Source organism: Rhodovibrio sodomensis (genome assembly GCF_016583645.1).
GTDB classification, from domain to species: Bacteria; Pseudomonadota; Alphaproteobacteria; order Kiloniellales; family Rhodovibrionaceae; genus Rhodovibrio; species Rhodovibrio sodomensis.
On sequence record NZ_NRRL01000121.1, the window covers coordinates 1 to 13,248 of the forward strand.

Genomic DNA, 13,248 nt, shown 5'->3' on the forward strand with positions numbered 1-13,248 from the left:
TCGCCAAGAAGTTCGGCATCGGCTGCGCGGTGATCTCCGCGCCGGTGCACGTGCAGGACTTCCCGGCGCGCTATTCCCCGGTGATGGGCTTCGAGGGCGCCAACGTGCTGTTCGACACCTTCGTCCACCCGCTGGTGATGGGCCTCGAGGAACACCTGCTCGGCATGTTCCGCGAGGACTTCGAGTTCAACGACGACGCCCGCCCGTCCCACCACGGCCCCGGCGCGCGCATCGAAGCGCCGCAGCCGGCCGCCGAGCCGGCGGCCGACACCGCCGCGCCGCACCGGGAGCTGGAGACGGCGGGCGCGGAGCCGGCCCCGGCCGCAAACGACGCGGCCGCGGGCGCAAGCGCGGCCGACTCGCCGCCCTGGACGCACGACGCAGAGACTGAGTTGAAGAAAATCCCGTTTTTCGTGCGCGGCAAAGCCCGCCGGAACACGGAAAAATACGCCCGCGAGTGCGGGCTCAGCCAGATAACGGTCGAGGCCCTGTATGATGCCAAAGCGCACTTCGGCTCATAGCGACACGCCGCTCCGCGTGGTGATCGTCACGCTGGACACCCACCTGGCGAGCGCGGCCGAACAAGCGGCCCGCCAGCTGCAGCAGCGCGAGCTGCCGGGTCTGGAACTGACCCTGCACGCAGCGACCGAGTGGAACCGCGACCCGGACGCGCTCGAGCGCTGCCGCGAGGACATCGCGCAGGGCGACATCATCATCGCCTCCATGCTGTTCATGGAAGACCACATCCAGGCGGTGCTGCCCGACCTGCAGGCCCGCCGGGACAGCTGCGATGCGATGATCTGCGCGATGAGCGCGGGCGAGATCATCAAGCTGACCCGGATCGGCCAGTTCGACATGAGCGGCGAGCAGTCCGGGCCGATCAAGCTGTTGAAGCGGCTCAAGGGCTCCAAGAAGTCGGGCGGCAGCAGTTCCGGCAGCAAGCAGATGGCGATGCTGCGCCGGGTGCCGAAGATGCTGCGCTACATCCCGGGCACCGCGCAGGACGTGCGCGCCTACTTCCTGACCCTGCAGTACATGCTGGCCGGCTCGACCGAGAACGTCGCCAACATGGTGCGCTTCCTGGTCAACCGCTACGCCGCCGGCCAGCGCGCGCACCTCGCCGGTGCGCTGTCCGCGCCGGCCCCGCGCGAGTACCCGGACGTCGGCGTCTACCATCCGCGGATGACGGACAAGATCGCCGGCGACGCGGCGCACCTGCCGCGCCTGTCGGGGTCCAAGGCGCGCGTCGGCGTGCTCTTGATGCGCTCCTACGTGCTGGCAAACAACGCCCAGCACTACGACGGCGTGATCCAGGCGCTGGAGGCGCGCGGGCTGGAGGTCGTGCCCGCGTTCGCGAGCGGGCTGGACAACCGGCCGGCGGTCGAGACCTTCTTCATGAAGGGCGGCCAGCCGACCGTCGACGCGGTGGTCTCGCTGACCGGCTTCTCGCTGGTCGGCGGCCCGGCGTATAACGACGCCGACGCGGCCGAGACCATGCTGAAGCAGCTCGACGTGCCCTACATCGCCGCGCACGCCGTCGAATTCCAGACCATGGAATCCTGGAAGCAGTCGGACAACGGCCTGCTGCCGGTCGAGGCCACCATGATGGTGGCGATCCCCGAGCTGGACGGCGCCACCGGCTCGATGGTGTTCGGCGGCCGGTCGATCCACGCCGACGACGGCCAGGTGCGCGACATGCACGTCCATCCCGAGCGCGCCAACATGCTGGCGCGGCGCGTGGACAAGCAGATCCAACTGCGCAAGTCGGCGCGCAAGGACCGCAAGCTGGCGATCGCGCTGTTCAACTTCCCGCCGAACGCCGGCGCGACCGGCACCGCGGCCTTCCTGTCGGTGTTCCAGAGCCTGCACCGCACGCTGAGCGAGCTGAAAAACGCCGGCTACACGGTCGAGGTGCCGGAAACGGTGGACGCGCTGCGCGAGGCGATCGTGGGCGGCAACGCCGAGCGGTTCGGCGCGCTTGCCAACGTCCACCACCGCACGCCGGTCGACCAGCACGTCAAGCGGGAGACCTGGCTGAAGGACATCGAGGCCGCCTGGGGCCCGGCGCCGGGCCGGCAGAACGCCGACGGCCGCCACCTGTTCGTCATGGGCGCGCAGTTCGGCAACGTGTTCGTCGGGGTGCAGCCCGGGTTCGGCTACGAGGGCGACCCGATGCGCCTGCTGTTCGAGAAGGGCTTCGCGCCGACCCACGACTTCTCGAACTTCTACCGCTACATCAAGGAGGACTTCGGCGCGCACGCGGTGCTGCACTTCGGCACCCACGGGGCACTGGAGTTCATGCCCGGCAAGCAGACCGGCCTGTCGAACGACTGCTGGCCGGACCGGCTGATCGGCGACCTGCCGAACTTCTACCTGTACGCCGCCAACAACCCCTCCGAGGGGATGCTGGCCAAGCGCCGCTCGGCGGCCACGCTGATCAGCTACATGACCCCGCCGCTGGCGCGCGCCGGGCTGTACAAGGACCTGCTCGACCTCAAGCACTCGATCGAGCGCTACCGCTCGCTGCCGCCCGAGCAGCAGGGCGAGCGCGACCAGCTGGTCGAGCTGATCCAGGCGCAGGCGGTCAAGCTGGACATGGCCGACGAGGCCGAAGCCGCCTGGGCCCCGGCGGATGCCGAGGAGCAGATCTACCAGCTGCACGCCGACGTGCGTGAGCTGGAGAACACGCTGATCCCGTACGGTCTGCACACCCTGGGCGCGGCCCCGACCGCCGCGCAGCGCGTGGAGATGCTGACCGCGATGGTGGAGAGCGACGCCGAGGCGGACGGCAAGACCTCCCTGCCCTACGCCACGATCGAGGCGCTGGTCGACGGCCAGGCGCCCGAGCAGGCGCTGCAGGCCGGCGGGCGCAAGCGCGATCAGGTCGCGCTCGACCGGGCGCGCGAATTGCAGGAGATCGACCGGCAGCTGAAGACCCAGACCGAGACGCAGGCGGTGCTGCACGCGCTCGATGGCGGCTTCACCCCGCCGGCACCGGGCGGCGACTTCCTGCGCAAGCCGAGCGTGCTGCCGACCGGGCGCAACCTGCACGGGTTCGATCCGTTCCGCCTGCCCAGCGCGTTCGCCATGCACGACGGTCGGCGCCAGGGCGACCAGCTGGTCGAGCGCTACCGCGCCGACGGCAACGGCTATCCGGAATCGATCGCGCTGGTGCTCTGGGGCACCGACAACCTGAAGACCGAGGGCGCGCCGATCGCCCAGGCGCTCAGCCTGATCGGGGCGGAGCCGCGGTTCGACAGCTACGGCCGGCTGGCCGGCGCCAAGCTGACCGACCTGGAGACCCTGGGCCGGCCGCGGATCGACGTGGTGATGACCCTGTCCGGCATCTTCCGCGACCTCCTGCCGATGCAGACCAAATTGCTGGCGGAGGCGGCCTATCTGGCCGCGCAGGCCGAGGAAGACCCGGCGTGGAACTTCGTGCGCAAGCACGCGCTCGCCTACATGGAGCAGCAGGGCGTCGACCTGGAGACCGCGTCGCTGCGGGTATTCTCCAACGCCGAGGGCGCCTACGGCTCCAACGTCAACCAGCTGGTCGAGAACGGCCGCTGGAACGACGAGGACGAGCTGGCCGAGGCCTACACCAAGCGCAAGTGCTTCGCCTACGGCGTCTCCGGCGGCCCGGTGAAGCGGCCCGAGCTGCTCAACCGGATGCTGGGCGACGTCCAGATGGCCTACCAGAACCTGGATTCGACCGAGGTCGGCGTGACCTCGATCGGCTACTACTTCGACACGCTGGGCTCGATCAGCCGCGCCGCCGGCAAGGCGCAGCGCGACAAGGGTAAGGCCGCGGGCGCGCACGCCGGCAAGAACGGCGAAGTGCCGGTCTACATCGGCGATCACACCACCGGCAAAGGCAAGGTGCGCACGATCGGCGAGCAGGTCGGCCTGGAGACCCGCACCCGCAGCCTCAACCCGAAGTGGTACGAGGGCATGCTGGAAAGCGGCTACGAGGGCGTGCGCCAGATCGAGGCGCAGATCACCAACACCATGGGCTGGTCGGCCACGACCGGTCAGGTGCAGCCCTGGGTGTACGACCGCCTGACCCAGACGTTCGTGCTCGACGACGAGATGCGCGAGCGCCTGGCCCAGCTGAACCCGGCCGCCTCGGCCCGGATGGCGAACCGCCTGATCGAGGCGCACGAGCGCAACTACTGGACCCCGGACGACGAGACGCTGGAGGCGCTGCGGCGCTTCGGCGAGGAGCTCGAGGACCGGCTCGAGGGAATCGACGAAGCCGCGGCGTAACCGACGCCCCGGTTCATCACTCAGACGATCCTGGAAAGCCGCCAGGAGTTCCAACACGCCGCCCTTGTGGGATGGCACGGCTGGGCAACAAGGGAGAGCCTGATGAGCACACTTACCGCACGACGCGGCGGCCCCGACGGGGGCGACGGCGAAGGCAGCGTCCAGGTCAAACTGGACCCGCGCGACCAGATCCAGGGCGCGCAGGTGTTCGCCGTCTACGGCAAGGGCGGCATCGGCAAATCGACGACCTCGTCGAACCTGTCCGCGGCGTTTTCGCACCTGGGCAAGCGGGTACTGCAGATCGGCTGCGATCCGAAGCACGACAGCACCTTCACGCTGACCCAGAAGCTGATGCCCACGGTGATCGACGTGCTGCAGTCGGTCGACTTCCATCCCGAGGAGCTGCGCCTCGAGGACTTCGTCTACGACGGCTACAACGGGGTGAAGTGCGTCGAGGCCGGCGGCCCGCCCGCGGGCACCGGCTGCGGCGGCTACGTCGTCGGCCAGACGGTGAAGCTGCTGAAGGAGCATCACCTGCTGGAAGACACCGACGTGGTGATTTTCGACGTCCTGGGCGACGTCGTCTGCGGCGGCTTCGCGGCCCCGCTGCAACACGCCGACCGCGCGCTGATCGTCACCGCCAACGACTTCGACAGCATCTTCGCGATGAACCGGATCGTCGGCGCGATCCAGGCGAAGTCGAAGAACTACAAGGTCCGCCTGGGCGGGGCGATCTGCAACCGCTCGCACGGCACCGACCAGCTCGACCTGTATAACGAGGCGGCCGGGCTCAAGACGATGGCGCAGATCAAGGACTACGACGTGATCCGCCGGAGCCGGCTGAAGAAGCGGACGCTGTTCGAGATGGAGGGCGAGGACGCCGAACTGGTCCAGCAGGACTACATGGCGCTGGCCCAGAAGCTGCTGGACGGCAGCGATCCGCTCGAGCCCACGCCGCTCAAGGACCGCGAGATCTTCGACCTGCTCGGCTTCGAGTAAGGCAGTTCGGGACCGGACGATGACGAACGCCAGCTACCAGCAGCGCCGCAGCCAGCTCGCCGAGTACTTCGACCGTACCGCGGCGACCGCCTGGCAGCGCCTGACCTCCGATGCCCCGGTGAGCCGGATCCGCGCCACCGTGCGGGAGGGGCGCGCGCAGATGCGGGGCACGCTGCTGGACTGGATGCCCGCCGACCTGACCGGCCGGCGCCTGCTGGACGCCGGCTGCGGCACCGGCATGCTGTCGGTCGAGGCGGCCCGGCGCGGGGCGGAGGTGGTCGCGGTCGATATCTCCCCAACCCTGGTGGACCTGGGCCGGCAGCGCCACGCCGAGGCGGTCGAGGCCGGCCACGCCAAGCCGGGCGCGGTCGACTTCCGGGTCGGCGACATGACCGATCGGGCGCTGGGCACGTTCGACCACGTGGTCGCGATGGATTCGATCATCCACTACAAGCCCGACGACATGGCCGCGATGATCGCCAACCTGGCGGCGATGGCCGGACGCCAGCTGCTGGTCACGTTCGCGCCCCGCACCCTGCCGCTGACCTTGATGCACATGAGCGGCCAGCTGTTCCCGCGCGGCGACAAGTCGCCGGCGATCGAGCCGATCCGCGAGGCCAAGCTGAAGAAGCTGATCGCGCGCGAGCCGCGCCTGGCCGGCTGGCGGCCGGGCCGGACCCGGCGGATCGGCCACTTCTTCTATACCTCCCAGGCGCTGGAGGTGCTGCCGCGATGAACAAGCTGAACGCGCAACTGGCCCAGGGCTGGCAGCAGCTGGGACCGAAGTTCCTGCCGTTCGCCGACGCCGCCTCGGCGGAACTGCCGCTCGGCCGGCTGCTGCGGCTGTCGCTGTTCCAGGTGTCGGTCGGCATGGCGGTGGTGCTGCTGACCGGTACGCTGAACCGCGTGATGATCTTGGAACTGGGCGTGCCGGCGTGGCTGGTGTCGCTGATGGTGGCGCTGCCGGTGGTGTTCGCGCCGTTCCGCGCGCTGGTCGGCTTCCGCTCGGACACCCACAAGTCGCTGCTCGGCTGGCGGCGGGTGCCGTACATCTGGATCGGCACGCTGCTGCAGTTCGGCGGTCTGGCGATCATGCCGTTCGCGCTGCTGGTGCTGTCGGGCGACACGGTGCAGCAGGTGCCGGGCTGGGTCGGCCAGGGCGCGGCCGGCATCGCCTTCCTGCTGGTCGGCGCGGGCCTGCACACCACCCAGACCGCGGGCCTGGCACTGGCGACCGACGTCGCGCCGCCGGACAAGCGTCCGCGGGTGGTGGCGCTGCTCTATGTCATGCTGCTGGTCGGCATGGTCGCCGCGGCGCTGTCGTTCGGCCTTCTGCTGACCGACTTCGGGCAGATGAAGCTGATCCAGGTGATCCAGGGCGCCGCGGCGGTGACGGTGATCCTGAACTGCGTCGCGCTGTGGAAGCAGGAGGCCCGGAACAAGGAGCTGACCGCACCCGACCGCGACCGGCCGAGCTTTTCCCAGGCCTGGCGCGCGTTCCGCGCGCAGGGCCGCACCGGGCGCCTGCTGACGGCGGTCGGCCTGGGCACCGCCGGGTTCTCGATGCAGGACATCCTGCTGGAGCCCTACGGCGGCGAGGTGCTGGGGCTGAGCGTGAGCCAGACCACGCTGCTGACCGCCCTGCTGGCGGGCGGCATGCTGGTCGGCTTCATGCTGGCCGCCCAACAACTCAACAAGGGACGCGATCACTACCGCCTGGCGGCGGTGGGGGTGCTGATCGGTCTGGTCGCGTTCTCCCTGGTGATTTTCGCCGCACCGCTCGGCTCGGCGACGATGTTCCGCGTCGGTGCGGTGCTGATCGGCCTGGGCGGCGGGCTGTTCGGCGTGTCGACCCTGACGGCCGTCATGGAGATGGCCGAGGGCAGCGAGAGCGGGATCGCGCTGGGTGCCTGGGGGGCCGTGCAGGCGACCTCGATGGGCTGCGCGATCGCGCTGGGCGGCGCGATTCGGGACGTGGTGAACGACCTCGCATCGTCCGGGGCGCTGGGCCCGGCGATGAACCAGGCCAGCACCGGCTACGGGGTCGTCTACCACCTGGAGATCCTATTGCTGTTCGCGACCCTGGTCGCGGTCGGACCGCTGGTGCGTCCCGCCCGGCGGTCGAACGAAAAGACGTCGCAACGGAAGTTCGGTCTGGCCGAATTCCCCGGCTAGGCAAGTGCAAGGAGTAGAGCCATGCCCTTTGGCGCCATTACCGAATACATCGACGTCGCACAGCTGGTGCTGTACGTCTTCTGGATCTTCTTCGCGGGCCTGATCATCTACATTCGCCGCGAGGACAAGCGGGAGGGCTACCCGCTGGAGTCCGACCGCACCGACAACACCAGCCGCGTGACCGTGCAGGGCTTCCCCGCGATGCCCAAGCCCAAGCGCTTCCTGCTGCCCGACGGCAGCACCTACTTCGCGCCCAACTACGAGCGCGACGAGCGCCCGGTCCCGGCGGAGCCCGCGGGCAACTTCCCCGGCGCCCCGCTGATCCCGACCGGCGATCCGATGAAGGACCAGATCGGCGCGGCGTCGTACGCCCAGCGGCACGACACGCCCGAGATGACCTGGCACAACGAGCCCAAGATCGTGCCGATGAGCAAGGCCGAGGGCTGGGACGTGATCGACGGCGACCCGGATCCCCGCGGCATGGACGTGTACTGCGCCGACGGCGAGAAGGCGGGCACCGTCAAGGAGATCTGGATCGACCGGCCGGAGCAGATTATCCGCTACCTCGAGGTCGAATGCGGCACCGATCAGGCCTCAAAGCGAATCCACGTGCCGTTCTTCCTGACCACCATCAAGGGCAACGCCCGGATGAAGTGGGTCAACGTCAAGTCGGTGACCGCAGGCCAGTTCAAGGACGCGCCGACCCTGAAGAGCAGCTCCCAGATCACCCGCCTGGAAGAGGACAAGGTGATGGGCTACTTCGGGGGCGGTCACCTGCACGCCATGCCGGAGCGCGCGGAGCCGCTGCTATGAGCCACGACGATTTCGATTTCGAGCCGATCCCGGGGCTGCCGAAGCGTCCGCCCGAGGGCGAGGAGATCCTCTGGCAGGGGTCTCCGAGCGCCCGCAGCCTGGGGCGCTTCCTGTTCAACCTGCGGCTGATCGCGCTCTATTTCGGAATCCTGGCGGCCTGGGGCGCGGCGACAGCCATCGCCGACGGTCGCGGCATCCTCGATGCCGCGACCTCGGTGATCTGGGTGGGCGTGCTCGGAGCCGGCGCGATCGCCCTGTTCCAGGGCTTCGCCTGGCTGGTCGCGCGGACCACCGTCTACACCATCACCAACCGCCGGGTGGTGATGCGGATCGGCGTGGCCCTGCCGATCACCTACAACATCCCGTTCACGGTGATCGACACGGCCAGCCTGAAGCAGCACAAGGACGGCACCGGCAACATCAGCCTGAAGCTGCGCGGCGACAACAACATCGCCTACCTGCGTCTTTGGCCGCACGCCCGGCCGTGGCGCTTCAAGCAGGCCGAGCCGACCGTGCGCGAGGTGCCGGACGCGGGCCACGTCGCCAACGTCCTGGCGGACGCGCTGCGGGACTTCGTGCAGCCGTCGGACCGCGCGGCCGACGCCACGACGACGACGGATGAAACGAACGGCGCCGCCAGCGCTCAGGACGACCGCCGGATGCCGGAGATGCCCCAGCAGCAGCGCGCCTCGGCGGCCGAATAGGCCGTTCCAGCGCGCCGGCAGCTGAGGCGGCACGCGACACGGCGCGCCGGCATTCCGCGCGCCGAGCACCATCGGATTGACGACACCGGCCGCGGTCCAGGCCGGCGCGCAGCCGCGCGGCGGCACCGCATTCGCCGCCCGATGCCCGGTCACCGGGCACGGCCGCTCAACCAAGGGAGCACGCGTAAGCGCCATGAGCGACAACCGTGGTGTGGTCCCGCGCAAGGCGATCATCGGCGCGGGTCTAGTTCTGGCGATCACGATGGCGTTTGCCGCCTACGGCAGCATCACCGGACTCAACCTGCCCGGGAAGCCGGAGAGCGAGCCGCGGACCAGCGTGGAAATCCGGGTCGACGACCGCCCGGACGGCTCGGTCGCGGTCTACGACGCGGCGACCGGGGAGCTGGTCATGACCGTGGCTCCGGGCGAGAACGGCTTCATCCGCGGCGCCATGCGCGCGCTCGCCCGGCAGCGGCAGATGCGGGATATCGGGTCCAAGCCGCCGTTCAAGCTGACGCTGTGGGAGAACGGCCGCCTGTCGCTCAAGGATACCGCGACCGGCGAGCGGATCTTCCTGGAAGCTTACGGCAAGACCAACCGCAACGCGTTCGCGGAACTGCTGGTCGCCACGGTCAAGCAGCGCACGCAGTAGGCCGGGCTCCCGCAGCCTGAAGGCTTCGGGAGTCCACACGGCCCGTCGCGCCGACTATCCTGACCGCCGCGGTCGGGCGCCTGCGCCGCCGCACCACCGGGTCGCGGCCCTGGCCGCGCGCACCGGCCACAATAGATCACGCTGGATCGACGGCCCAAGATCAGTCGCCCGAGATTGGGGGCCCGAGATTAGAGGCCCGAGATTGACGGCCCAGGCTCAACGGTAACCACGGACCTTCGGCGCGCCCATGGACGCCTACCTCTGGCCAGCGCTGTTCGCCCTGTTCCTCTGGTGGTTCTCCACCGGGGCGGTGATCTACCTGGACGGCCTGCCGACCCGTACCTTCAAGTGGAGCATGCTGGGCGCCACGGCCGTCGCGGCCGCCGCGCTTTACGGCATCGGGGCGACGGCCGACGATACCAGCCTGGCGGCGGCTTACTGCGCGTTCGCCTGCGGCCTGCTCGCCTGGGGCTGGGTCGAGATCAGCTTCTACACCGGCTACGTCACGGGCCCGCGTACCCATCCCTGTCCGGAAGGCTGCCGGGGCTGGAAGCACTTCGGCCATGCCATCATGACCAGCCTGTGGCACGAGCTCGCCATCCTGGCCGGGGTGGCGATCGTGGCCGCGCTGACCTGGGGCGATCCGAACCAGATCGGCCTGTGGACCTTCGTCGTGCTCTGGTGGATGCACCAGAGCGCCAAGCTCAACGTGTTCCTGGGCGTGCGCAACGTCACCGAGGAGTTCGTGCCGGAACACCTGACGTTCCTGCGCTCCTTCCTGACCAAGCGCAGCTCGATGAACCTGCTGTTCCCGGTCTCGGTGACGGTGTCGACGGTGGTCTGCGTCTACCTGGTCGACGCGGCGATCGCGCCCGGGGCCAGCACCTTTGAAGCCGCCGGCTACAGCTTTCTCGCCACCCTGATGGCGCTCGCGATCCTGGAGCACTGGTTCCTGATGCTGCCCCTGCCCGCGCAGAAGCTGTGGGGCTGGGGCCTGAAGTCCCGGCCGGCCGGCCAGCCGTTCGAGGTCGACGTGGTCGCCGGCTTCCTGGGCGCCGGCAAGACGACCTACCTGCGCCGCGCCCTGGCCTCGGTCGATCCCGACGTGCCGACCGTGGCGCTGATCAACGACTTCGGCGAGCTGGGGGTCGACGGCTCGCTGCTGTCCGGCCGCGGCGCCGAGGTGGTCGAGCTGCCGAACGGTTGCATCTGCTGCTCCCTGCGCCAGGACCTGGCGCAGCAGCTGCGCGAGGCGCTGGTGACCTACAAGCCGCAGCGCGTGCTGATCGAGCCGAGCGGCGTGGCCGACGTCGCGAGCCTGCTGGGCGTGCTGGACCAGGCCGACATCAAGCCGCTGGTGCGCGCCCTGCGCCTGACCACCGTGGTGGACGCGGGCGCCTTCCTGACCGACTACGCCCGCCTGCCCGAGCATTTCGAGACGCAGGCCCGCCTGACCCCGGTGTTCGTCGTCAACAAGGTCGACACGGTCGACGACGGCGACCTGCAGACCGTCTACGACACGCTGCGCGCCCTGAACCCGTCGGCGCGCATCCTGCCCGCCCGCTACGGCCAGACCGGCGACAGCCAGACCGGCGACAGCCAGACCGGCGACAGCCAGACCGGCGACGGCCAGACCGGCGACGGCCGGCCCGGCGACCGCGTCCCCGACGCCGCGAGCGTCGCCCTGCTGTCCGGCGCCCGGCCGGACCTGCTGGACGGCGACGGTGCCGCGCGCCATGTTCCCGCGCGCGACCGCGGCGGCCCAGCGGCCGGACGGACAGAGCCCGACCGGCCGGACAGCGCGTCGCGCGCCGCCGTCTCCGGCGGGGCGTCGCCGGGCGCGCCGCCGGCACAGGCCAAGACGCTCGGCCTGGACACCTGGAGCGCGCGCTTGACCGGGCCGTGCGATCCGCAGAGCCTGCGGGCGGTTCTGGACGCGGTCGCCTCCGGCGCGTTCGGCGACGTCGCGCGGGTCAAGGGTATCGCGCGGGCCGGTGCCGGCTGGGTGCACTTCGATGTCGCCGGCGGGCGATCGTCGGTCGCGGCCTTCGCGCCGCACCAGGACGACGAACCGCGCGTGGTGGCGATCGGCCGGCGGGTCGACGGCGACCGGCTGAAGGCCGCGTTCGAAGCCTGCCGCACGCCGATCGTCGGCACCTGCTAGAGCAAGATGCTGAAAGGTGAAGCCGCCTTTCAGCATCTTGCTCTCTCGTCAAGCAGTTAGAGCGACCAGCTTCGGGCGAACACACGGGCGCTGCCGGCCATCTCAGCGACACCGGCCGGGCGCAGCAGAGAGACGCGGATGGACTACGAAGGTTTTTTCAAGGAGCGGATCGGCGGCCTGAAATCGGAAGGCCGCTACCGCGTGTTCGCCGACCTCGAACGCCATGCCGGCGACTTCCCGCGCGCCACCCGGTATGACGGCGACGCGACCCGCGACGTCACCGTCTGGTGCTCCAACGACTACCTCGCCATGGGCCAGCACCCCGACGTCACGGCGGCGATGAAGACGGCCGTCGACCGCTGCGGTGCGGGCGCCGGCGGCACCCGCAACATCTCCGGCACCAACCACTACCACGTCCTGCTGGAGCGCGAGCTGGCCGACCTGCACGGCAAGCAAGCGGGCCTGCTGTTCACCAGCGGCTACGTCTCCAACTGGGCGGCGCTGGGCACGCTCGCCTCCGGCCTGCCGAACTGCGTGGTGCTGTCGGACGCGCTCAACCACGCCTCGATGATCGAGGGCATCCGTCACTCCCGCGCGGAGAAGCGGATCTTCGCCCACAACGATCCCGACGACCTCGCCCGGCAGCTGGCCGACATCGATCCCGGGCGCCCCAAGCTGGTGGCGTTCGAAAGCGTCTATTCGATGGACGGCGACATCGCCCCGATCGCGGAGATCTGCGAGGTCGCCGAACGCTACAACGCCATGACCTACCTCGACGAGGTGCACGCCGTCGGCCTGTACGGTCCGAACGGTGCCGGCATCGCGGACCGCGAGGGGGTGGCGCACCGGCTGACGGTGATCGAGGGCACGCTCGGCAAGGCGTTCGGGGTCATGGGCGGCTACATCGCCGCCTCCGACGCGCTGTGCGACTTCGTGCGCTCCTACGCCTCGGGCTTCATTTTCACGACCTCGCTGCCGCCGGCGATCGCGGCGGGCGCGCTCGCCAGCGTCCAGCACGTGCGCACCGCCCACGCGCTGCGCGCCCAGCAGCGCGATCGGGTCGAGCAGGTCCGCCGGCGCCTCGCCGCCGCCGGCCTGCCGCACCTGGACAACCCGAGCCACATCGTGCCGGTGATGGTGCGCGACGCCAAGCAGTGCAAGGCGATCAGCGACCGGCTGCTGGGCCGGTACGGCATCTACGTCCAGCCGATCAACTATCCGACCGTGCCGCGCGGCGCCGAACGCCTGCGGCTCACCCCCTCGCCGCTGCACAGCGACGCCGATATCGACGCCCTGGTCGAGGCCCTCGCCACCGTCTGGGCCGAGCTCGGCGTGCAGTGCGCGGCTTAGGACACGCCCAACGATAACAGAATCGGTATGGCTGTCTTTGGGTGCGGCGGTTTGACTCGGGCGGGCGGGATTCCCGTTCACTGGGAGGTATCGTAAGTATGCCAGATGATCGACCGGCGCGGGAT

At 69.9% G+C, this 13,248-nt stretch carries 9 protein-coding genes and 1 pseudogene; all 10 read left to right on the top strand.

Going from position 1 to position 13,248, the window contains the following annotated elements:
• Nucleotides 1-521 (top strand): annotated as a pseudogene (locus CKO28_RS23230) (ferredoxin:protochlorophyllide reductase (ATP-dependent) subunit B); the annotation flags it as partial.
• A complete protein-coding gene (locus CKO28_RS23235; protein ID WP_200343281.1) occupies nt 496-4,266 on the top strand; it encodes a magnesium chelatase subunit H in 3,771 nt (1,256 codons plus the stop codon). The pseudogene CKO28_RS23230 and the gene CKO28_RS23235, both read left to right, overlap by 26 nt.
• Before the next feature lie 102 nt (nt 4,267-4,368).
• Nucleotides 4,369-5,265, top strand: coding sequence for a ferredoxin:protochlorophyllide reductase (ATP-dependent) iron-sulfur ATP-binding protein (gene bchL, locus CKO28_RS23240; protein ID WP_200343282.1), 897 nt, complete (start codon nt 4,369-4,371; stop codon nt 5,263-5,265).
• Nucleotides 5,266-5,284: 19 nt separating this feature from the next.
• A complete protein-coding gene (gene bchM, locus CKO28_RS23245; RefSeq protein WP_200343283.1) occupies nt 5,285-6,001 on the top strand; it encodes a magnesium protoporphyrin IX methyltransferase in 717 nt (238 codons plus the stop codon).
• Nucleotides 5,998-7,440: a BCD family MFS transporter gene (locus CKO28_RS23250; protein ID WP_200343284.1), complete on the top strand. Its 1,443-nt coding sequence runs from the start codon at nt 5,998-6,000 to the stop codon at nt 7,438-7,440. Before bchM ends, CKO28_RS23250 begins: the two co-directional genes overlap by 4 nt.
• 21 nt (nt 7,441-7,461) lie before the next feature.
• On the top strand, nt 7,462-8,253 hold the full coding sequence (puhA, locus tag CKO28_RS23255) for a photosynthetic reaction center subunit H (RefSeq protein ID WP_200343285.1): 792 nt from the start codon (nt 7,462-7,464) through the stop codon (nt 8,251-8,253).
• Nucleotides 8,250-8,957 carry a photosynthetic complex putative assembly protein PuhB gene (gene puhB / locus CKO28_RS23260; protein WP_200343286.1) on the top strand — a complete coding sequence of 236 codons (708 nt, stop codon included), beginning with the start codon at nt 8,250-8,252 and terminating at the stop codon, nt 8,955-8,957. Before puhA ends, puhB begins: the two co-directional genes overlap by 4 nt.
• A 193-nt stretch (nt 8,958-9,150) precedes the next feature.
• Nucleotides 9,151-9,609 carry a photosynthetic complex assembly protein PuhC gene (puhC, locus tag CKO28_RS23265; RefSeq protein WP_200343287.1) on the top strand — a complete coding sequence of 153 codons (459 nt, stop codon included), beginning with the start codon at nt 9,151-9,153 and terminating at the stop codon, nt 9,607-9,609.
• A 247-nt stretch (nt 9,610-9,856) separates the two neighbouring features.
• Nucleotides 9,857-11,773 carry a putative photosynthetic complex assembly protein PuhE gene (puhE, locus tag CKO28_RS23270; protein WP_200343288.1) on the top strand — a complete coding sequence of 639 codons (1,917 nt, stop codon included), beginning with the start codon at nt 9,857-9,859 and terminating at the stop codon, nt 11,771-11,773.
• Nucleotides 11,774-11,911: 138 nt separating this feature from the next.
• Nucleotides 11,912-13,123: a 5-aminolevulinate synthase gene (gene hemA / locus CKO28_RS23275; RefSeq protein ID WP_200343289.1), complete on the top strand. Its 1,212-nt coding sequence runs from the start codon at nt 11,912-11,914 to the stop codon at nt 13,121-13,123.
• Nucleotides 13,124-13,248: the final 125 nt, after the last annotated feature.

What these genes read in the sequence shown, in the direction of transcription:
- CKO28_RS23235 (WP_200343281.1), top strand. Translation starts at nt 496, where the DNA reads ATGCCAAAGCGCACTTCGGCTCATAGCGACACGCCGCTCCGCGTGGTG.
- bchL (WP_200343282.1), top strand. Translation starts at nt 4,369, where the DNA reads ATGAGCACACTTACCGCACGACGCGGCGGCCCCGACGGGGGCGACGGC.
- bchM (WP_200343283.1), top strand. Translation starts at nt 5,285, where the DNA reads ATGACGAACGCCAGCTACCAGCAGCGCCGCAGCCAGCTCGCCGAGTAC.
- CKO28_RS23250 (WP_200343284.1), top strand. Translation starts at nt 5,998, where the DNA reads ATGAACAAGCTGAACGCGCAACTGGCCCAGGGCTGGCAGCAGCTGGGA.
- puhA (WP_200343285.1), top strand. Translation starts at nt 7,462, where the DNA reads ATGCCCTTTGGCGCCATTACCGAATACATCGACGTCGCACAGCTGGTG.
- puhB (WP_200343286.1), top strand. Translation starts at nt 8,250, where the DNA reads ATGAGCCACGACGATTTCGATTTCGAGCCGATCCCGGGGCTGCCGAAG.
- puhC (WP_200343287.1), top strand. Translation starts at nt 9,151, where the DNA reads ATGAGCGACAACCGTGGTGTGGTCCCGCGCAAGGCGATCATCGGCGCG.
- puhE (WP_200343288.1), top strand. Translation starts at nt 9,857, where the DNA reads ATGGACGCCTACCTCTGGCCAGCGCTGTTCGCCCTGTTCCTCTGGTGG.
- hemA (WP_200343289.1), top strand. Translation starts at nt 11,912, where the DNA reads ATGGACTACGAAGGTTTTTTCAAGGAGCGGATCGGCGGCCTGAAATCG.